We start from the raw sequence: 20,524 nt of genomic DNA on the forward strand, positions 1-20,524 counted from the left end.
ACACCAGCATCCATCCAGAATACGGCGAGACCATGGAAAAGACCTTCAATCACAACGCCATCGAACAGGCGCTCTACCAGCACTGGGAATCCCAGGGTTACTTCAAGCCCCACGGTGACACCAGCAAAGACTCCTTCTGCATCATGATCCCGCCGCCGAACGTCACCGGTAGCCTGCACATGGGTCACGCCTTCCAGCAGACCCTGATGGACACCCTGATCCGCTACAACCGCATGCAGGGCAAGAACACCCTGTGGCAGGCGGGCTGTGACCACGCCGGCATCGCCACCCAGATGGTGGTGGAACGCAAGATCGCCGCCGAAGAGGGCAAGACCCGTCACGACTACGGCCGCGATGCCTTCATCGACAAGATCTGGCAGTGGAAGGAAGAGTCCGGTGGCACCATCACCCGCCAGATGCGCCGCCTCGGCGACTCCGTGGACTGGGAGCGCGAGCGCTTCACCATGGATCCGGGCCTCTCCGAAGCCGTGCAGGAAGTGTTCGTGCGTCTGTACGAAGATGGCCTGATGTACCGTGGCAAGCGCCTGGTGAACTGGGATCCCAAGCTCAACACCGCCATCTCCGATCTGGAAGTGGAGAATCGCGAGATCAAGGGCCACATGTGGCACCTGCGCTACCCGCTGGCGAACGGCGCCAAGACCGCCGAGGGTCAGGATCACCTGATCGTCGCCACCACCCGCCCTGAGACCATGCTGGGTGACACCGCCGTCGCCGTGAACCCGGAAGATCCGCGCTACAAGGCCCTGATCGGCCAGCACATCCTGCTGCCGCTGACCAACCGTCTGATCCCCATCGTCGCCGACGAGCACGCCGACATGGAGAAGGGCACCGGCTGCGTGAAGATCACCCCGGCCCACGACTTCAACGACAACGAAGTGGGCAAGCGCCACAACCTGCCGATGATCAACATCTTCACCCTGGACGCCCACGTGCGCGCCGAGGCCGAAGTGGTCGACACCAACGGCAACCCGAGCACCGCCTACGATGCCGCCCTGCCGAGCGAGTTCGCCGGTCTCGAGCGCTTCGCCGCCCGCAAGGCTATCCTGGCCAAGCTGGACGAGCTGGGCTTGCTGGCCGAGACCAAGGATCACGTGCTGCAACAGCCTTACGGCGATCGCGGCGGCGTGCCCATCGAGCCCATGCTGACCGACCAGTGGTATGTGCGCGTGGCCCCCATGGCCAAGACCGCCATCGAGGCGGTGGAAGATGGCCGCATCCAGTTCGTGCCCAAGCAATACGAGAACATGTACTTCTCCTGGATGCGCGACATTCAGGACTGGTGTGTCTCCCGTCAGCTGTGGTGGGGTCACCGCATCCCGGCCTGGTATGACGAGGCCGGCAAGGTCTACGTCGGTCGCGACGAGGCCGAGGTGCGCGCCAAACACAATATCCCGTCCGTGACCGTGCTGCGTCAGGACGAAGACGTGCTGGACACCTGGTTCAGCTCCGCCCTCTGGACCTTCTCCACCCTGGGCTGGCCGAACAACACAGAGGCGCTCAAGACCTTCCACCCCACCGACGTGCTGATGAGCGGCTTCGACATCATCTTCTTCTGGATCGCCCGGATGATCATGATGACCATGCACTTCATCAAAAACGAAGATGGCACTCCGCAGGTACCATTCAAGACCGTCTACATCACCGGCCTCATCCGGGATGAAGAGGGCCAGAAGATGTCCAAGTCCAAGGGCAACGTGCTGGATCCTCTCGACATGATCGATGGCATCTCCCTGCCGGACCTGCTTGAGAAGCGCACCGGCAACATGATGCAGCCGCAGATGGCCGAGAAGATCGCCAAGCGTACAGCCAAGCAGTTCCCGGAAGGGATCGAGGCCCACGGCACCGACGCCCTGCGCTTCACCCTGGCGGCGCTGGCCTCTACCGGTCGTGACATCAACTGGGACATGAAGCGCCTGGATGGCTACAACAACTTCTGCAACAAGCTGTGGAACGCCTCCCGCTACGTGCTGATGAACACCGAAGAGCAGGATTGCGGCCTGAACGGCGGCGAGATGCAGTTCAGCCTGGCGGATCGCTGGATCCAGTCCCAGTTGCAGGTCGCCATCCGCGACTTCCGCACCGCCCTCGACACCTATCGCTTCGACATGGCCGCCGGCGTGCTGTACGAGTTTATCTGGAACCAGTTCTGCGACTGGTATCTGGAGCTGACCAAGCCGGTGCTGGGCAAGGGCTCTGCGCCTGAGCAGCGCGCCACCCGCCACACCCTGGTGAACGTGCTGGAAACCCTGCTGCGCCTCGCGCACCCCATCATCCCCTTCATCACAGAGACCATCTGGAAGTCGGTGGCTCCGCTGGCCGGCGTGCACGCCGATACCATCATGCTGCAGGCCTTCCCGGAGTTCGACGGCGCCAAGCTGGACGAGACCGCCATGGCGGATCAGGAGTGGGTGAAGGAATTCATCGTCGGCATCCGCAACATCCGTGCCGAGATGAACGTGGCGCCGAGCGTGGGGCTGAACGTGCTGCTCAAATGCGACGCCAAGGATGCCGGCCGTGCCGCAGACAACGAGGCCTTCCTGAAGTCTCTGGCCCGTCTGGAGTCCATCCGCGTGCTGGGCGAAGGTGAAACCGCCCCCCTGTCGGTGAAGAAGCTGATCGGTGCCACCGAGCTGATGATCCCCATGGCGGGCCTCATCGACAAGGAGGCCGAGCTGGCCCGTCTGGCGAAAGAGCTCGCCAAGCTCACCGGCGAGTGCGCCCGCATCGAAGGCAAGCTCGGCAACGAGGCCTTCGTGGCCAAGGCGCCGGATGCCGTCATCGCCAAGGAGCGCGAGAAGCTGGAAGACTACCGCCTCCAGCTGGTCAAGCTGGAAGCCCAGCAGGCCGAGATCGCCGCCCTCTAAGCGACGCCATTACCAGCCAAAAGCCCCCGACTTGCGGGGGCTTTTTTATTTACCACCCTACCCAGCGCCGAATTGGTCCGTCTCCACACCTGCTTCTATTCTCGTCTCCAACCCCTGCCCCACCGCGGCAAGGCCGAGCCGATCCCCCTTTCTTCTGCCCATGCCACGCATGAAATTCAAAAATTCACGAGCCAGATCCCCTGCTTTCACAAGCGTATCGCCCGCAAATTCATTACACTGCCAGCGACCTTTTCTATCAGGAGTGCTGTCGCAGTATGGAAATATTGATCCTGCTTGGATTGATTTTGCTCAATGGCGTCTTCGCCATGTCGGAAATCGCCATCGTCACCGCCCGCAAGGCGCGCCTTGGCAAGATGGCCAGCGAGGGGAGCCGCTCCGCCGCCATCGCCCTCAAACTGGGGGAGAATCCGACCCATTTCCTCTCTGCCGTCCAGATCGGCATCACCAGCATAGGCCTGCTCAACGGTATCTACGGCGAATCCCTGCTGGCCCAGCCATTCGCGCTCTGGCTGCAGGAGTGGGGGTTCTCCCCCAAGAGCAGCAGCCTGATCTCCACCGTCGTCGTCGTGGTACTGGTGACCTATCTCTCCATCGTGGTGGGGGAACTGGTGCCCAAGCGTCTCGGTCAGCTCAGCGCCGAGCGCATCGCCTGCCTGGTGGCCCGCCCCATGCTGTGGCTGGCGACCCTGACCCGCCCCTTCGTCTGGCTGCTCTCCGCCTCCACCCATGCCAGCCTGCGCATACTGCGGGTCGATCAGAGCAACAGCAACAACGTCACCCAGGAGGAGATCCACGCCATGCTGGTGGAGGGCTCCGAGGCCGGCATCATCGAAGACCACGAACACACCATGCTGCGCAACGTGTTCCGCCTCGACGAACGCAGCCTGGCCTCTCTGATGGTCCCCCGCAGCGACATCCGCTACATCGACCTCTCCCTGCCGCTGGAGGTCAACCTGCAGCGTCTGGTGGAGTATCGCCACGGCTTCTTCCCGGTCTGTGACGGCAGCCTGTCGGATCTGGTGGGCATCCTCAACGTCAGCCGGGTGCTGCACGCCTACATCAAGGGGGACCCCATCGATCTGGCGGCCCTGACCCAGGACGGCAGCCTGCTGCCGGAGACCCTCAACGGCCTGGAACTGCTCAACCATTTCAGAACCCACTCGGAGCACATGGTGCTGGTGGTGGACGAATACGGGGAGCTGCAGGGGCTGGTGACCCAGCAGGATCTGCTGGAAACCCTGGCCGGTGACTTCCAGCAGGAGGGGGCCGAAGACAACTGGGCCTTCCAGCGCGCGGACGGCAGCTGGCTGCTGGATGGCCTCATCCCTCTGCCCGAATTGAAGGACTGTCTGGAGCTGGTTCGCCTGCCGGAAGAAGAAAAACATCACTATCACACCCTTGGAGGGCTTATCATGCTGCTCCTTGGCCGCCTGCCCCAGACCGGAGACATCGTCACCCTGGAGCAGTGGCAACTGGAAATCGTGGATATGGACGGCCTGCGCATCGACAAGGTGCTCGCCATGCCGCTGACCGACCAACCCAGCTAACCTGCGGAGTTTGCTTGTATGGAGCAGTTTTACCACCTGGCTCACGCCTTCATTAATCAGGATCTGGCGGCTCTGTCCGATCCCAAGATGGTCTTCATGGTCTATGTCGTCCTGCTGACCTTCCTGGTGCTGGAGAATGGCTTCATCCCGACCGCCTTCCTGCCAGGGGATACCCTGCTGATCCTGACCGGCGTGCTGATCTATCAGGGGGTACTGCCGCTCGCGGTGATCCCGCTGCTGATCCTGGCCACCTTCGTCGGTACCTGGCTCGGCTACATGCAGGGGCGCTTCCTCGGCCATACCCAGATGTACCACAGGCTGATGTCTCACCTGGAAGAGCGGCACAAGGAGAAGGTCTACTACCTGCTGAACAAGTACGGCATCATCACCCTGATCACCGCCCGCTACATCGCCTTCGTGCGCACCGCCTACCCCTACATCGTCGGGGCCAACGAGATCCCCCAGGGCCGCTTCCTGGTGGTGAACCTCATCAGCTCCATCATGTGGATCTGCCCTTTGGTGGGCCTGGGCTACTACCTGAGCCACACCAAGCTGGCCGCGCAGTACGAGTCCCAGTTCCTCAGCATCATCCTCTGCCTGCCGCTGGTGCTGCTGGTCGGCGGCCTGATTGCCCTGGTCTGGCGCTGGTGGAGCAAACGCAAGGCCACCGTCTCCAAGCCGTGAGGCACAGAAAAGGGGTCGCCAGAGGGCGGCCCTTTTTTATGGAAATAAATAACGAATTCCCCCCTCACGCTCTTGTAAAGCAGGGGCAAAAATGAGTGAATCTAGCGCCTTTTTTTCGCCGTGGATGGAGTCGTTGTATGGGGTGTCGGATTCGCGCAATCGCGCTGGTGTGTGGCCTGATGGGCATGCTGGGGCTGCCCGCAGCCATGGCGGCCCCCAACCCGGCCAAGCTGCAACTGAAATCGGGCAGCGCCCTGGTGATGGACGTCAATACGGGCAAGACCCTCTACCAGAAGAACCCCACCCAGGTGCGCCCCATCGCCTCCCTCACCAAGCTGATGACGGCCCTGGTGGTGCTGGATGCCAAGCAGAACCTGAGCCAAACCCTGACCGTGGATCAGAACGACAGGGACAACCTCAAGCACACCTACTCCCGGGTGCGCTTCGGCACCAAGGTGAGCCGTCGGGATGCCCTGCACCTGGCGCTGATGTCCTCCGAGAACCGCATGGCCTCGGCGCTGGCCCGCCACTACCCCGGTGGCCGCGCCGCCTTCGTGCGGGCCATGAACAACAAGGCCAGGCAGCTTGGCATGCGCAACACCCGCTACTATGACTCCACCGGCCTGTCGACCCGCAACGTCTCCACCGCCCAGGATCTGGCCAAACTCATCTCGGTGGCCTATCGCCAGCCGCTGATCCGCCAGTTCACCCAGAACGACAGCATGGAGATGCGCTTCTCCACCCCCTCCTACAGCCTGATGTTCAACAACACCAACCCCCTGGTGAAGAACCCGGACTGGGACGTGCGCCTCTCCAAGACCGGCTACACCGACGAGGCGGGCCGCTGCCTGCTGATGCGCGCCAAGCCGGATCGCCAGGAGCTGGCCATAGTGCTGCTCAACTCGGTGGGCAAGCGCACCCCCATCGGCGATGCCAACCGCATTCGCAAGTGGCTCAAGAGCTGAGCGGATGCTGGAACGTGAAAAAGGATGCCTCGGCATCCTTTTTTATTGCGCGGACCCCATCGTTCATCCAGACCCGCGCAGATGATGGGAGGGTCAAGATATGAAACACTCCATCCCCTGTCCCAACCTGCCTTGAGGCATAACAGACCCCCGCCAGCGCACGGGGAGGCGTGGCACACAGGCCTCCCCAGCCTGTCTGGGTGGCGACCAGGGGATGGGGACGGCATGGGGGGCGTGGGCAGTGAGAATGCGCTCAGCGCTGTGGTGGGCGTCTGAGGCGGTATGGGAAGCACCGGGACATCGTGACCAGACACCTGCGCAGCTCGCAGAGCGGAGGAAAATCGGGGCGAGCAGGCAAATAACTGCATGCCAAGGGGATAATTTTGGTACATAAAAAAACAGCCCCGACCTGAGTCGGAGCTGTCTATATGGTGCGCCCGAGAGGATTCGAACCTCTGACCACCTGGTTCGTAGCCAGGTACTCTATCCAGCTGAGCTACGGGCGCTCATCAACTTTTGACATTGCTTCTTAAAATGGTGCGCCCGAGAGGATTCGAACCTCTGACCACCTGGTTCGTAGCCAGGTACTCTATCCAGCTGAGCTACGGGCGCTCACAAACTTTTGACATTGCTTTATAAAATGGTGCGCCCGAGAGGATTCGAACCTCTGACCACCTGGTTCGTAGCCAGGTACTCTATCCAGCTGAGCTACGGGCGCTCATAAATCATTGACTTCACTTTAAATGGTGCGCCCGAGAGGATTCGAACCTCTGACCACCTGGTTCGTAGCCAGGTACTCTATCCAGCTGAGCTACGGGCGCCCTGATTTAAAGCGATAAAAAAAGCTTACTCAACAGTAAGCCTTTTATAGCGTACCGACGTGCTGAAGGTCGATACATGACTCATCGTGAGTCTAATATGGTGCGCCCGAGAGGATTCGAACCTCTGACCACCTGGTTCGTAGCCAGGTACTCTATCCAGCTGAGCTACGGGCGCAAATGGCGGAGAAGGGGGGATTCGAACCCCCGATGCGGGTATAAGCCGCATACTCCCTTAGCAGGGGAGCGCCTTCAGCCTCTCGGCCACCTCTCCGTTTGCGGGGCTGATAATACTTCACAGGGATTTTTAGTCAAACACTTTTTTGGAGAAAACAGAGCGTTCGCTCAGCATTTGGCCAAAGAGTGGAATATTCAAGCAATATGGGTACTTACCCACGACTTTCGCGCCCTGCGAGCCGTTTGCAAGGCCCGGAAAAACAAAAGGCGACACATGATATGTCGCCTTATAGCAGCTTGGGGATGCGGCTTAGAAGTTCGGTTGACCCGGCACTTTCTCGGCCTGTATCCGCATGTAGATCTCTTCGCGGTGCACTGAGACCTCTTTCGGTGCGTTCACACCGATACGTACCTGATTGCCTTTCACACCCAGTACGGTCACGGTCACTTCGTCACCGATCATCAGGGTTTCCCCTACTCGACGAGTCAAAATAAGCATTCGCTTGCTCCTGTATCCTGTTTTGTATTTATATCGATATGGCCATTATCTTACAAAGATACCGATATGGTAAATGGTTGAAACTAAATCAATCAGGGATTGTTGCCCAAGGGCTGCTCATGGGGCTCTTGATCCAACCCGAACGCGGCGTGCAACGAGCGCACCGCCAGCTCCAGGTACTTCTCGTCAATCACCACGGATATCTTGATTTCAGAGGTGGAGATCAGCTGCATGTTGATCCCCTCCTCGCCCAATACCTTGAACATGGTGCGCGCAACGCCCGGGTGATTCCACATGCCGACCCCGACGATGGAGACCTTGGCGATCTCCCCGTTGCCCTGTACGCAGGCGGCACCCAGTTCGGTGGCTGTCTGCTCCAGCAGGGCGCGGGCCCGGCGGTAGTCATCGCGATTCACCGTGAAGGTGAAGTCGGCGGTGCCATCCCCCAGGGTGTTCTGCACTATCATGTCGACATCTATGTTGGCATCGCTGATCGGATTCAGGATCTGCGCCGCCACCGTGGGTCTGTCCGGCACACCCAGAATGGTCAGGCTCGCCTCGTTGCGGTTGAACGCAATGCCGGAAACCAGGGGTGCTTCCATCCTCTCATCTCCATATGTGATTAAGGTTCCCTCTCCGTCGACGAAACTCGACAGCACCCGCAGCGGTACGCGGTACTTGCCCGCGAATTCCACCGAACGGATCTGCAGCACCTTGGCCCCCAGACTCGCCATCTCCAGCATCTCCTCGAAGGTGATGGTAGAGAGGCGTCTGGCCTTGGGCTCGATGCGCGGATCCGTGGTATAGACCCCATCCACATCGGTAAAGATCTGGCATTCATCGGCCTTGATGGCCGCCGCCACCGCCACCGCAGTGGTATCCGACCCACCCCGGCCCAGGGTGGTGATGGCATTGTGCTCATCACGCCCCTGGAAACCGGCGATCACCACCACCTTGCCCTCACCCAGTGCGGCCTGCACCTGCTCGGTATCGATGTGGGTGATGCGCGCCTTGCCATAGGCGGAATCGGTGTGAATGCGCACCTGATCACCGGTCATTGAGACCGCAGGGCAACCCCGTTGGTTCAATGCGATGGCCAGCAGCGCTATGGTGACCTGCTCACCGGTGGAGACCAGCACGTCCATCTCGCGCCGGTTGGCATCCGGATCCAGCTGCTGGGCCATGCCCAGCAACCGGTTGGTCTCACCCGACATGGCGGAGACGACCACCACCACATCATGTCCCTGGGCGCGGGTCAGGGCCACCCGTTCGGCGACAGCCGCTATTCGTTCCAGCGTGCCGACCGAGGTGCCGCCGTACTTCTGTACATAGAGTGCCACAGATCACCTCGCCCGTTTACAGGCGCTCTTCCAGCCAGGAGTGTACGGATTGCAGTGCCGCCGGCACGGCCTCGGGCTGGGTTCCCCCCGCCTGCGCCATGTCGGGACGACCACCGCCCTTGCCACCCACCTGCTGGGCCACCAGGTTGACCAGCTCGCCGGCCTTCACCTTGGCGGTCAGATCGTTGGTGACACCGGCGATCAGATTGACCTTGTCATCGCTGCTGGTCGCCAGCAGCACGACACCGGATTTCATCTTGTTCTTCAGCTCGTCCAGCATGCCGCGCAGAGACTTGGGATCCGCGCCGTCCAGGGCCGCAACCAGCACCTTCTGGCCGTTGATCTCGATCACCTGGCTCAGCAGGTCGCTGCCCGCCTGGGCCGCCAGCTTGGCCTTGAGCTGTTCCAGCTCGCGCTCCATCAGCTTGGCCTTGTCCATCAGCTGGCGTACCTTGTCGGCGATGGAGAACTGATCCCCCTTCACCAAGGCGGCCGCCTCTTCGATCTGCTCACCCAGCTGGTGCATGAAGTCGATGGCACCCTTGCCGGTCACCGCCTCGATGCGACGCACCCCGGCGGCGATGCCGCTCTCGGCGATGATCTTGAAGAAGCCGATATCACCGGTGCGCTTGGCGTGGGTACCGCCACACAGCTCGGTGGAGTAGTCCCCCATGCGCACCACGCGCACGTCGTCTTCGTACTTCTCGCCAAACAGCGCCATGGCGCCGGCGGACTTGGCCGCCTCCAGATCCATGACCTGGGTAGTGACGTCGTGGTTCGCTCGGATCTGGGCGTTGACCAGCTCCTCGATGCGGCGAATGGTCGCCATGGTCAGGCCTTCGAAGTGGGAGAAGTCGAAGCGCATACGCTCGGCCCCCACCAGAGAACCCTTCTGGGTCACATGATCCCCCAGCGCCTGGCGCAGGGCTGCGTGCAACAGGTGAGTGACCGAGTGGTTCAGGGCCACGGCCTGACGGCGCTCCCCATCGACCTCGGCTTCCACCTCGGCGCCCTTCTCCAGAGTGCCCAGTTCCAGATAACCCTTGTGAATGATGGCCTTGCCCGCCTTCTGGGTGTCGGTCACGGCGAAGATGCCGTCGTCCACCTTGAGCACACCGCTGTCACCCACCTGACCGCCGGACTCCGCGTAGAAGGGGGTCTCAGCCAGCACCACCACGGCTTCTTCGCCGGCGATCAGGCCATTCACCTCGACACCATCCTTGTAGATGCCAACGACAGTGGTTTTTTCGCTGAGTTGCTTGTAACCGGTAAATGGTGTCTCGAAGTCGAGTTTCAAGACATCGTTGTAGTTTACGCCGAAGCTGGAGGCCTCTTTGGCACGGGCGCGCTGCTTGGCCATCTCGACGTGGAACCCTTCCTCGTCGATGCCGATCTCGCGCTCGCGCACCACGTCTGCGGTCAGATCGGCCGGGAAGCCGTAGGTGTCGTACAGCTTGAAGACCACCTCACCCGGGATCACCTTGGCATCCCCCAGGTTGGCCAGCACGTCTTCCAGCAGCAGCAGACCACGGTCCAGGGTGCGGACGAACTGCTCTTCCTCGATGCGCAGCACGCGCTCCACCAGGGGCAGCTGGGCGATGAGCTCGGCCGCCACGTCCTTCATCTGCACCGCCAGTTCGGCGGCCAGCTTGTAGAAGAACACCTCGGTGGCGCCCAGCTTGCGACCGTGACGCACGGCGCGGCGAATGATGCGGCGCAGCACATAGCCACGGCCTTCGTTGGACGGCATGACGCCGTCAGCCACCAGGAAGGCGCAGGAGCGGATGTGGTCGGCGATGACGCGCAGGGATTGATTGCTCAGATCGCTGGTGCCGACGATCTCGGCGGCCTTCTTGATCAGCGCCTGGAAGATGTCGATCTCGTAGTTGGAGTGCACCCCCTGCAGGATGGCGGAGATGCGCTCAAGACCCATGCCGGTATCCACGGACGGGCGGGGCAGCGGCTCCATGGTGCCGTCGGCCTGACGGTTGAACTGCATGAAGACCACGTTCCAGATCTCGATGAAGCGATCGCCGTCCTCCTCCGGGGAGCCGGGAGGGCCACCCTGGATGTGATCGCCGTGGTCATAGAAGATCTCGGTGCAGGGGCCGCAGGGGCCGGTGTCACCCATCTGCCAGAAGTTATCGGAGGCAAAGGCCGCGCCCTTGTTGTCACCGATGCGCACGATGCGATCGGTGGGCACGCCGATCTCGTTGGCCCAGATGTTGAATGCTTCGTCGTCCGTCTCGTACACGGTCACCAGCAGGCGCTCTTTGGGCAGCTTGAGGGTACCGGTCAGGAATTCCCAGGCAAAACGGATGGCGTCCTGCTTGAAGTAGTCACCGAAGCTGAAGTTGCCCAGCATCTCGAAGAAGGTGTGGTGACGGGCGGTATAGCCCACGTTTTCCAGGTCATTGTGCTTGCCGCCGGCCCGTACGCAGCGCTGGGCCGTGGTGGCACGATGATAGGCACGCTTGTCTGCGCCAAGGAACACGTCCTTGAACTGGTTCATCCCTGCGTTGGTGAACAGCAGAGTTGGGTCGTTGTGGGGGACCAGGGAGCTGGAGGAGACAACCTGATGCCCCTGGGAGCGGAAATACTCGAGAAACGCGGCGCGTAACTCTGACGTGGACATATACATGGAAAATCCTGCTTGATTCGGATACGGACTTTTAATCGCAATAATGTAAGTTTTCTGCGGGGTAAAGTAAAACGTGCCGGCCCCTGATGGGTGAAAAAGCCCCGTTCGGGAAGGATGCTGACAGGCCCTCGTGAATGGCGGGGCGAGAAAGGGGAAAATCGGGGGCAAAAACCGCGGTCGCAGGCCACGACAGCCGCTGCAGGCGGCGACTCTATATGAATTACGAGCGCCCTGTGACGGCAAGGGCGCTGGGCAGATCACTCTGGCGATAGCTGGTGATAGAGAGACGGCCAAGGCATCAAGCCAGAGGCCGTCACTGACTCGCCCTCAGGGGCTACTCTTCCTGCCCCTGCATCTGGGCGATGGCATACCGGGCCTGCTCCTGATTGAAGCCCCGCCCCAGCAGGTATTTGAGCCACTTCATGCGCAACTTGAAGTCCGCGAGATCGGCCACCCTGGCGCGCCGCTGCAGCAGCTCGGCCGCCAGTTCGAACCAGTCAAGCTCGGGTTGCTCGAACGCCGCCTCTATCTGACCGTCATCCAGCCCCTTGCGGCGCAGGTCGAATCGGATCTTGATGGGGCCGTGCCCCTTGGCGGCACCGGCCCGCACCGCCATGGCACCGTAGCGTTCGTCATCGACCCAGTGATGGCCGCGACAGTAGTCGAGGACGGCCTCCACCACGGTCTCATCGAAGCCCTGCTTGCGCAGCCGGTTCGCCAGCTCGGACTCGGCGCTCTCCCGCCGCGCCAGACTGCGCATGGCAAAGGCGCGAGCCGCGGCAAACTGCTCCTCAAACGAGAGTTCGGGGAGTGGGGAATCTACGGGTTCTGACATGGATGCATCGACCATATATGAGAAGGCCGGGTATCAACCCGGCCTCTTTGTTACTCGTATTCTTGCTCGTTTTCAGGCTCGAACTCATCGGCCTCGACCACCTCGGCCTTGCCTTCCTGCGGGATGGCTCCCGACAGCAGCAGCTCGCGCAAACGGGCTTCCACTTCCGCCGCCATCGCCTTGTTCTCGGAGAACAGCTTCATCACGTTGGCCTTGCCCTGACCAATCTTCTCGCCGTTGTAGCTGTACCAGGCACCGGCCTTGTCGATCAGCTTGTGCTTGACGCCCAAGTCCACCAGCTCGCCTTCCTTGGAGATACCGGCCCCGTAGAAGATCTGGAACTCTGCCTGCTTGAAGGGAGGCGCCACCTTGTTCTTGACGACCTTGACACGGGTCTCGTTACCGACCACTTCGTCCCCTTCCTTGATGGCGCCGGTGCGACGGATGTCGAGGCGTACGGAGGCGTAGAACTTCAGGGCGTTACCACCCGTGGTGGTTTCCGGGCTGCCGAACATGACGCCGATCTTCATCCGGATCTGGTTGATGAAGATGCACAGGCAGTTCGCGTTCTTGATGTTGGCGGTCAGCTTGCGCAGGGCCTGGGACATCAGGCGGGCCTGCAGGCCGACGTGGGAATCCCCCATCTCGCCTTCGATTTCCGCCTTCGGAGTCAGGGCGGCCACGGAGTCGACGATGATGACGTCGACGGCGTTGGAGCGCACCAGCATGTCGCAGATCTCGAGAGCCTGCTCACCGGTGTCCGGCTGGGAGATCAGCAGATCATCGACGTTGACTCCGAGCTTGGCAGCATAGATGGGGTCCAGCGCGTGCTCCGCATCGACGAAGGCACAGGTCTTGCCCTTCTTCTGGGCCTCGGCGATCACCTGCAGGGTCAGGGTGGTCTTGCCGGAAGACTCCGGGCCGTAGATCTCGACGATACGGCCACAGGGCAGGCCGCCGATCCCCAGCGCCACGTCCAGGGAGAGGGAGCCGGTGGAGATGGCTTCGATGTCCATGGTCTTGCTGTCGCCCAGACGCATAATGGAACCCTTGCCGAACTGCTTCTCGATCTGCCCCAGCGCAGCCGCCAGTGCCTTCTGTTTGTTCTGATCCATGCCAATCTCCGCTGGGAATCGTGATAAAGAAATGAAGTTGGGCTAAGTATACTGTTTATGCATACAGTATCAAGCCCAAATTATCTGAGCAGGGCCAACAAACCGGAGAGAGCCTGTCTGACGGCCTGTTGCCGCACCTGCTGCCGGTCACCGTCGAAGCGGGCCAGCAGGGAGTGTTGGCGACCGCTCTTGTCCGCCCAGGCGAACCAGACGGTTCCGACCGGCTTGTCATCGCTGCCGCCCCCCGGGCCGGCGATGCCGCTGATGGCCACGCTGATGCCCGCATCGGAGCGTGCCAGGGCGCCCCTGGCCATCTCCAGCACCACGGCCTCGCTGACGGCACCGTGACGCAGCAGGCTGTCGATGCTGACCCCCAGCATCTGCTGCTTGGCCTCGTTGGTGTAGGTGACGAACCCCCGATCGAACCAACCCGAACTGCCGGCGATGTCGGTGATAGCGGTGGCCACGCCGCCGCCGGTACAGGACTCCGCCGTGGCGGCCAGCCAGCCCCGCGCGGTCAGCGCCTCTCCCAGCTCCCGGGATAGGCGGGCGATCTCTGCATCAAGCCCCATCATCATGCCCTCGTTGGCCCGTTCGGGCGAAATATGGGCCTCATTATGCAATTGCCCCCACCCGTGGACAACCCGCCAGGCCATCGCTGCGTCAGCCTAGTTCAGGTGCCCCCGTGGCCACTATCCGGATGAGCCTGGTGAACGCCTCGGCAAATGACCGGCGCTTAAGCTCCAGTACATGGGGGCTCTCTATAATCAACAGGCACCGCCTCGTTGGCGGTATCCATTTGATGAATACATGCCTATGAAAACATGGAGAAAGACAGATGAAGCATCAGTTTAAAGTTGCCATGGCCGCGCTGGCGATCTGTGTGAGCACCCAGACCTTCGCCGCCGAGAACGCCCCCGAGTTGCAGACCGAAACCACCCTGGCCCAGGAGCTGAACCTCTCCAGCGCCCAGGTTGAACAGATCAAGGGGCTGCGGGAGCAGGCGGCCAAGGAGCTGGGCTCGGTCAAGCTCGATGCCATCGGCCAGGACGTCATCGTCAACATGATCAAGAGCGGCAAGTGGGACGAGGCGGCGGCCAAGAAGCAGCTGCAGACCATCAGCAACGTCCAGGCCGAGGCTCGCTACTACCGTGCCCACTACCTGTTCGAGGTGAGCAAGGTGCTGACCGCCGAGCAGAAGGCCAAGCTGCACGAGATGCTGAGCGGCGGCGAGGCCATGTACTAAGGGCGGCTCTCCCCCGTTTCTCCCATCCCCGCATCCGTGCGGGGATCTTATTTCCTCCCCCACGACTCTCTCGGCCTGACGCCGGCCCAGGCCCACTCTGGTCAGCTGCTCCGGATGCACAAACCCGCGACGGGACGCCACTTTGCCCCCAAGACGGAGATTCCCCCTCACCATCCGCCCCCGAGCATGTAGAATGGCTGCCAGATTCAGACCCAAGATGGCAGACGCTTCCCTGCCAGAGCACCTTCTGGAATAGCACATGACAGCACAGCACCCAGTCAGCGGCGCCACCCTCAGCGCCCACACCCCCATGATGCAGCAGTACCTGACCCTCAAGGCCGAGAACCCGGAGATACTGCTGTTCTACCGGATGGGCGACTTCTACGAACTCTTCTACGACGATGCCCGCAAGGCCTCCCAGCTGCTCGACATCTCCCTGACCAAGCGCGGCCAGTCCGCCGGCAGCCCCATCCCCATGGCCGGGGTGCCCTATCACGCCATCGAGGGTTATCTGGCCAAGCTGGTGCAGCTCGGCGAGTCTGCCGCCATCTGCGAGCAGGTGGGGGACCCCGCTACCAGCAAGGGGCCGGTGGAGCGCAAGGTGGTACGCATCATCACCCCGGGCACCGTCTCCGACGAGGCGCTGCTCAGCGAACGTCAGGACAACCTGATCGCCGCCGTCTATCACGACGGCCGCCGCTTCGGCTACGGCACCCTGGACATCGGCTCCGGCCGCTTCTTCATCAACCAGTTCGACAAGGAAGAGACCCTGCTGGCGGAGCTGCAGCGCACCAACCCGGCGGAGCTGCTCTACCCGGAATCCTTCGAGTTCCTGCGCCACGTGGAGGGCCGCCGCGGCCTGCGCCGCCGTCCGGAGTGGGAGTTCGAACTGGGGACTGCCCGCAAGCTCTTGTGCCAGCAGTTTGGCACCCAGGATCTGGTGGGCTTCGGCGTCGAGCAGAGCGAGACCGCCCTGTGCGCCGCCGGCTGCCTGATGCAGTACGTGAAGGACACCCAGCGCACCGCCCTGCCCCACATCCGCGGCGTGCGCCTCGAGCAGCCGGATCACGCCGTCATCATGGATGCCGCCACCCGCCGCAACCTGGAGCTGACCCAGAACCTGGCGGGCGGTTACGACAATACCCTGGCCGAGGTGCTGGACAGGACCGCCACCCCCATGGGCAGCCGGCTGCTCAAGCGCTGGATCCACCAGCCGATCCGGGATCGGGTGATCCTCAAGGGGCGCCAGAGCACCATAGCCGAGCTCATCGAGCAGAACCTCTACGACGATCTGGGTGGCCTGCTGCGCCAGGTCGGCGACGTGGAGCGGGTGCTGGCGCGCCTCGCCCTGCGCAGTGCCCGTCCCCGCGATCTCACCCGGCTGCGCCAGGCCTTCGGCCAGCTGCCCGAGCTGCAACGGCTGCTTGCAGACAGCGAGCACGAGGCCGTGCAACAGCTCGCGGAGCGCGCCAGCACCTTCCCCGAGCTGCTGGACCTGCTGGAGCGAGCCGTGATGGAGGTGCCGCCTGTGCTGATCCGCGACGGTGGCGTCATCCGCGACGGCTTCAACCAGGAGCTGGACGAGCTGAGGGATCTTGCCAACGGCGCCACCGCGAGCCTCGCCCGCATCGAGGAGCGGGAGAAGGCGCTCACCGGCATCAATACCCTCAAGGTCGGCTACAACAAGGTGCACGGCTTCTACATCGAGGTGAGCCGCGCCAACAGCCACCTGGTGCCGGCCCACTACATCCGCCGCCAGACCCTCAAGAACAACGAGCGCTACATCATCGATGAGCTCAAGAAGTACGAGGACAAGGTGCTCACCGCCCAGGCCCAGGCGCTGGCACTGGAGAAGCGGCTCTACGAGGAGTTGCTCGACACCCTGCTGCCCCACCTCGGCGAGCTGCAGGAATCCGCCGCCGCCCTGGCGGAGCTGGACGTGCTGGCGAACCTCGCCGAACGGGCCGAGACCCTGGACTACCGCTGCCCCACCCTGATCGAGGAGGATCAGATCCTGATCGAGGCTGGTCGCCACCCCGTGGTGGAGCAGGTGATGACGGATCCCTTTATCGCCAACCCGATAAACCTGCAACGCAGTCGTCGCATGCTGATCATCACGGGCCCGAACATGGGGGGTAAGTCCACCTACATGCGCCAGACCGCCCTCATCGTGCTGCTGGCCCACATCGGTGCCTATGTGCCGGCGAGCAGCGCCCGCATCGGCCCCATCGATCGCATCTTCACCCGCATCGGCGCGTCGGACGACTTAGCCTCGGGGAGATCCACCTTTATGGTGGAGATGACCGAGACCGCCAACATCCTCAACAACGCCACCGCCCGCAGCCTGGTGCTGATGGACGAGATTGGCCGCGGCACCAGCACCTACGACGGGCTGTCGCTCGCCTGGGCCTGCGCCGAGCAGCTGGCGAGCAAAATAGGCGCCTACACCCTGTTCGCCACCCACTACTTCGAGCTGACCCAGCTGACGGCGCTCATGGAGGGATTGGCCAACGTCCATCTGGACGCCGTTGAACACGGGGATACCATCGCCTTCATGCATGCGGTGCAGGAGGGGGCGGCCAGCCGCTCCTACGGCCTGCAGGTGGCGGCCCTGGCGGGGGTGCCGAAAGCGGTGATCCATCAGGCGCGCCACAAGCTGGCGGAGCTGGAGAGCGCCACCCCGTCCCCCGCCGGCGAAGCGCGCCCGGCCCCCGTGACGCTGGCCCCCCAGCCCCACCCCGTGGTGGAGGAGCTGGCGGCGGTGCGTCCGGACGAGCTGAGCCCCCGCCAGGCGCTGGATCTGCTCTATCGCCTCAAGCAGTTGCTCTGACAGGCAGGCTGCGGAATGCAAAAAGGGGAACCTCGCGGTTCCCCTTTTTATTGCATCTCTTGCCACTTGCCCGTCAGGCCGGCCCTATCCGGTCAATCAGGCTCATGTGGGTGGAGCCGTCGTGACGCTTGAGGTTCTGCCTGTACTCGAACTGGCGCTGGCTCTCCTGCTTGAGCCCCAGCATCAGGGAGTAGCACATGGCCAGCATGATCAGGGAGAAGGGCAGCGCCGCTATGATGCTGGCCGCCTGCAGGGCCGCCAGCCCACCGGAGACCAGCAATATGGCCGCCACCAGTCCCTGACCCAGCCCCCAGATGGCGCGGTGCAACACGGGGGGATCCTGATCGCCGATGGAGAGCAGCGTCGTAATCACGAGCGTGCCCGAGTCGCTGGAAGTGATGAAGTAGGTGCAGATGAGCAGGGTCAGCACTCCCTTGGCGATCCAGCCGAAGGTCTCCCAGTGCAACAGCTCCACCGTCTTGTAGAGCGCCAGTGTCACGTCCTGGTTGACCGCCTCCACCACGCCACCACTGCCGAACAGCTCGAGGTTCATGGCGGTGCCGCCGAACACGGTGAGCCAGAGCATGCCGAGCAGGGAGGGCACCAGCAAGACGCCGAGCACGAACTCGCGGATGGTGCGGCCCTTGGAGATGCGGGCGATGAACATGCCGACAAAGGGCGCCCAGGCGATCCACCAGCCCCAGTAGAAGGCGGTCCAGCTCGACTGCCAGGCCGAGGTGCCGTTGGCCTCGGTGTTCGTCCAGAAGCTCAGCTTGACGATGTTCTGCAGGTAGTCGCCGATGTTCTGAACATAGGCGTTGAGCAGGTAGGTGGTCGGCCCCAGCGCCAGGAAGAGGGCAAGCACGAAGACGCTGAGCCAGATGTTGAGCTCGGAGAGGATCTTCACCCCGCGCCCCACCCCCGAGATGGCCGACAGGGTCGCGATCACGCTGATGACCCCGATGAGCCAGAGCTGGTTGGTCTGGGAGACCCCCATGCCGAACATCTGGTTGAGGCCCGTGTTCATCTGGGAGACCCCGAGCCCCAGGGAGGTTGCCACCCCGAATACTGTGCCGAACACCGCCAGCACGTCGGCCGCGTGGCCCCAGAAGCCGTAGATGCGCTCACCGAGGATGGGATAAAGCACGGAGCGGATGGCCAGCGGCAGCTTGCGGCGATAGCTGAAGAACGCGAGCGACAGGCCGACGATCACATAGATGGCCCAGGGATGCAGGCCCCAGTGGAAGAAGGTGAGCCGCATGGCGATCTGGGCCGCCTCCGGCGTCATCCCCTCGGTGATGAAGGGATTGCTCTGCAGGTGGTACATGGGCTCGGCGATGCTCCAGAACACCAGGCCTATGCCCATGCCGGCGCTGAACAACATGGAGAACCAGGCGAAGTAGCCAAATTCCGGTACCTGGTCGTCGTCGCCCAGTCGGATGCTGCCGAAGCGACTGAACATCAGGTAGACGGCGAAGAACAGGAACAGGGCGACCACCAGAATGTAGTACCACTTGAAGCCGGCGATGATGGTGTCCTTGGCACCGGTAAACCAGGTGCCCGCGGTATCGGGATCGAAGACGCCGAACAGCAGGAACAGGGTCACGACGGTCAGGGCCGTCATGGCCATGGTGGGATTGAGGCCTTTCAACAGCCCTTTGGTTGCTCTCATCTGGCCTCCTTAGTCGTGGTTGAAAAAGTCTTCGCCGACGTGATCGCCCGCCCCGCCGATGGCGCGGTAGACCAAGCGACCCGCCACCTGCTCGCGGTGATCCACCAGGCTGACGGACGGCTGGCCGTTCACCGCGTGGCGCTTGCCGAGGAAGATGGCCATGGGGACCCCCAGGCTGGAGACGCCGCTGGTGATCCAGAGCCGGTTGAAGTCGTAGGAGCCGCCGATGAATTCGAGCTGGGCCAGGCCGTTGTCGAGACCCGCCAGGTAGAAGTTCATGGCGCTCTCGTCGGGGAAGAGGTGTACCAGTACATAGGCGTAGCGCAGTTCGTTCACCAACTCCTTTAAGCTAAAAGCACCGGTGTTGCTGCAGGAGAGGGGTAATTCACCATCGTAGTGATGCACCTTGAGGTTGTTCGGGTCTTCGTCATAGGCGGGCTGGTAACGCACGAATGCCGAGGTATCTGGCAGTTCATAGCGAACTCTGACTACCCGTAGCTCGCTCACAAGGGACTTGATATCCAGGTCGTTCTGCATCATTTCGCTCCTCAAAGATCGGATTAAATTTCGAAAACAGCGGGACAACCTAACACAAAAATGATTAGAGCAGAAATCATTAGACCAAAAACCATATTGACCTTGTATGGAATTAGGCGGAAAATCTTGCGCCTCTCAACTACCAGGCCATGAGCCGGACTCCTGTGGAAAAACATGATGAAGTGCTGGTCGCCCTGCGCCAGATCATCCGTGCCATCGACATGCACTCCAAACGCTTGATCAAGGAAGCCGGGCTGACCTCACCGCAGCTCCTGCTGCTCAAGGGGATCGACGAACTGGGGCAGATCTCCATGCGCCAGCTGGCGGATCACACCAACATGAGCCAGGCCACCGCCACCACCATCATGGACCGGCTCGAGAGCCGCCAGCTGGTGCAACGGATCCGCAGCGAGACCGACAAGCGCAAGGTGCATGCGACGCTGACTGACGCAGGCCGTGCCCTGCTGGAGCAGGCGCCGACCCCGCTGCAAGAGAGCTTCATCCAACGCTTCCAGGCCCTGGAAATCTGGGAGCAGACCCTGCTGCTCTCCTCCCTGCAGCGGATCTCCTCCATGATGAATGCCGATGGCATAGACGCCGCCCCTGTGCTGAGCGTCCGGCCCCTCACCGAAGAGCGGGCCTGAGCCAGCAACGGACATAAAAAAAGCTCCCGAACGGGAGCTTTTTTATGGGCAAGAGCCGGGGCGTCGCC

At 62.2% G+C, this 20,524-nt stretch carries 15 protein-coding genes and 6 tRNA genes; 7 read left to right on the top strand and 14 right to left on the bottom strand.

Translation table 11 applies throughout. The features are described from left to right. Positions 1–32 precede the first annotated feature (32 nt). The 4 genes from ACT5M9_RS09250 (at position 33) to pbpG (ending at position 6,102) form a co-directional block, all read left to right on the top strand. The gene (locus ACT5M9_RS09250; protein WP_457981895.1) at positions 33–2,885 is read left to right on the top strand and encodes a valine--tRNA ligase; all 2,853 of its coding nucleotides are present in this window, start codon (positions 33–35) and stop codon (positions 2,883–2,885) included. A gap of 275 nt (positions 2,886–3,160) precedes the next feature. Then, positions 3,161–4,453 carry a hemolysin family protein gene (locus ACT5M9_RS09255; RefSeq protein ID WP_457981894.1) on the top strand — a complete coding sequence of 431 codons (1,293 nt, stop codon included), beginning with the start codon at positions 3,161–3,163 and terminating at the stop codon, positions 4,451–4,453. Positions 4,454–4,471: 18 nt separating this feature from the next. Continuing rightward, positions 4,472–5,137: a DedA family protein gene (locus ACT5M9_RS09260; protein WP_438551540.1), complete on the top strand. Its 666-nt coding sequence runs from the start codon at positions 4,472–4,474 to the stop codon at positions 5,135–5,137. A 137-nt stretch (positions 5,138–5,274) separates the two neighbouring features. Then, entirely contained in the window at positions 5,275–6,102 is an 828-nt protein-coding gene (pbpG, locus tag ACT5M9_RS09265) for a D-alanyl-D-alanine endopeptidase (RefSeq protein ID WP_457981893.1), read from the top strand. 429 nt (positions 6,103–6,531) lie between these two features. Here the strand turns inward: pbpG and ACT5M9_RS09270 are convergent. The 12 genes from ACT5M9_RS09270 to pncC form a co-directional block, all read right to left on the bottom strand. Then, positions 6,532–6,608, bottom strand: a tRNA-Arg gene (locus tag ACT5M9_RS09270). A 29-nt stretch (positions 6,609–6,637) separates the two neighbouring features. Next, positions 6,638–6,714: transfer RNA gene (locus ACT5M9_RS09275), tRNA-Arg, on the bottom strand. A gap of 29 nt (positions 6,715–6,743) precedes the next feature. Then, a tRNA-Arg gene (locus ACT5M9_RS09280) sits at positions 6,744–6,820 on the bottom strand. A 26-nt stretch (positions 6,821–6,846) separates the two neighbouring features. Continuing rightward, positions 6,847–6,923 (bottom strand) — tRNA-Arg (locus tag ACT5M9_RS09285). Between the two features lie 98 nt (positions 6,924–7,021). Beyond that, positions 7,022–7,098: transfer RNA gene (locus tag ACT5M9_RS09290), tRNA-Arg, on the bottom strand. A gap of 3 nt (positions 7,099–7,101) precedes the next feature. Continuing rightward, positions 7,102–7,194 (bottom strand) — tRNA-Ser (locus ACT5M9_RS09295). Positions 7,195–7,407: 213 nt separating this feature from the next. Beyond that, entirely contained in the window at positions 7,408–7,596 is a 189-nt protein-coding gene (gene csrA / locus ACT5M9_RS09300; protein WP_005315760.1) for a carbon storage regulator CsrA, read from the bottom strand. 92 nt (positions 7,597–7,688) lie between these two features. After that, positions 7,689–8,936, bottom strand: coding sequence for an aspartate kinase (locus tag ACT5M9_RS09305; RefSeq protein WP_438551542.1), 1,248 nt, complete (start codon positions 8,934–8,936; stop codon positions 7,689–7,691). A 16-nt stretch (positions 8,937–8,952) separates the two neighbouring features. Continuing rightward, positions 8,953–11,577: an alanine--tRNA ligase gene (gene alaS / locus ACT5M9_RS09310; RefSeq protein WP_457981892.1), complete on the bottom strand. Its 2,625-nt coding sequence runs from the start codon at positions 11,575–11,577 to the stop codon at positions 8,953–8,955. A 334-nt stretch (positions 11,578–11,911) separates the two neighbouring features. Further along, the gene (locus ACT5M9_RS09315; RefSeq protein WP_457981891.1) at positions 11,912–12,427 is read right to left on the bottom strand and encodes a regulatory protein RecX; all 516 of its coding nucleotides are present in this window, start codon (positions 12,425–12,427) and stop codon (positions 11,912–11,914) included. A gap of 35 nt (positions 12,428–12,462) precedes the next feature. Beyond that, the gene (gene recA / locus ACT5M9_RS09320) at positions 12,463–13,527 is read right to left on the bottom strand and encodes a recombinase RecA (RefSeq protein WP_457981890.1); all 1,065 of its coding nucleotides are present in this window, start codon (positions 13,525–13,527) and stop codon (positions 12,463–12,465) included. Positions 13,528–13,607: 80 nt separating this feature from the next. After that, positions 13,608–14,099: a nicotinamide-nucleotide amidase gene (gene pncC / locus ACT5M9_RS09325; protein ID WP_457982041.1), complete on the bottom strand. Its 492-nt coding sequence runs from the start codon at positions 14,097–14,099 to the stop codon at positions 13,608–13,610. A gap of 266 nt (positions 14,100–14,365) precedes the next feature. On the opposite strand from pncC, the gene ACT5M9_RS09330 reads away from it, so the two are divergent. After that, positions 14,366–14,773 carry a Spy/CpxP family protein refolding chaperone gene (locus tag ACT5M9_RS09330; protein ID WP_457981889.1) on the top strand — a complete coding sequence of 136 codons (408 nt, stop codon included), beginning with the start codon at positions 14,366–14,368 and terminating at the stop codon, positions 14,771–14,773. A gap of 259 nt (positions 14,774–15,032) precedes the next feature. After that, entirely contained in the window at positions 15,033–17,603 is a 2,571-nt protein-coding gene (gene mutS, locus ACT5M9_RS09335; protein ID WP_457981888.1) for a DNA mismatch repair protein MutS, read from the top strand. Positions 17,604–17,676: 73 nt separating this feature from the next. On the opposite strand, the gene ACT5M9_RS09340 is transcribed toward mutS, so the two are convergent. Both ACT5M9_RS09340 and ACT5M9_RS09345 read right to left on the bottom strand, forming a co-directional pair. Then, positions 17,677–19,275 carry a BCCT family transporter gene (locus tag ACT5M9_RS09340; RefSeq protein ID WP_438551548.1) on the bottom strand — a complete coding sequence of 533 codons (1,599 nt, stop codon included), beginning with the start codon at positions 19,273–19,275 and terminating at the stop codon, positions 17,677–17,679. A gap of 9 nt (positions 19,276–19,284) precedes the next feature. Beyond that, positions 19,285–19,812 carry a hypothetical protein gene (locus ACT5M9_RS09345; protein WP_438551769.1) on the bottom strand — a complete coding sequence of 176 codons (528 nt, stop codon included), beginning with the start codon at positions 19,810–19,812 and terminating at the stop codon, positions 19,285–19,287. Between the two features lie 164 nt (positions 19,813–19,976). Here ACT5M9_RS09345 and ACT5M9_RS09350 point away from each other — a divergent pair, with 164 nt between their 5' ends. Further along, positions 19,977–20,456, top strand: a complete 480-nt coding sequence (locus tag ACT5M9_RS09350) for a MarR family winged helix-turn-helix transcriptional regulator (RefSeq protein ID WP_438551549.1) — start codon at positions 19,977–19,979, stop codon at positions 20,454–20,456. Positions 20,457–20,524: the final 68 nt, after the last annotated feature.

This window comes from Aeromonas sp. AE23HZ002T15 (genome assembly GCF_054165525.2).